General features: G+C 62.2%; 1 protein-coding gene. It reads left to right on the top strand.

The window, feature by feature from the left end; genetic code table 11:
* Positions 1-51 precede the first annotated feature (51 nt).
* A partial coding sequence (locus tag RCF13_RS10115) for a hypothetical protein (protein WP_308141121.1) occupies positions 52-312 on the top strand: 261 nt, incomplete at its 3' end.

Genomic DNA, 312 nt, shown 5'->3' with positions numbered 1-312 from the left:
CGGTTTTCAGGCGGTTGCGCCGAATCGTTCGTTCCGTTTCAAACGACATCCATGACCGCTAACTCGTTCATCAAGCCCGGCAATCGTCTGACGATCCTCCTCGTTACGATTTTTGCCGCGGTGGCCCTCCTGCTGACGCGGGTTGACTGGCTGACGCTGGGGTTGGGACGGTATTTCCCGGCTTATTGGGCCGCCATGCTGCTCTGGCTGGCGTGCGTCGTGCTCGTCCTCCGGCGTCAGCGACGCTGGTGGGTGCTGGTGACCGCGCCCGTCGTGCTCTATCCGGCGGTCATGGTCGGGCACTTCCTGATT

Source organism: Stenotrophomonas maltophilia group sp. RNC7 (genome assembly GCF_030910085.1).
Classification (GTDB): Bacteria; Pseudomonadota; Gammaproteobacteria; order Xanthomonadales; family Xanthomonadaceae; genus Stenotrophomonas; species Stenotrophomonas sepilia.
This window is presented reverse-complemented; position numbering and strand designations above follow the sequence as displayed.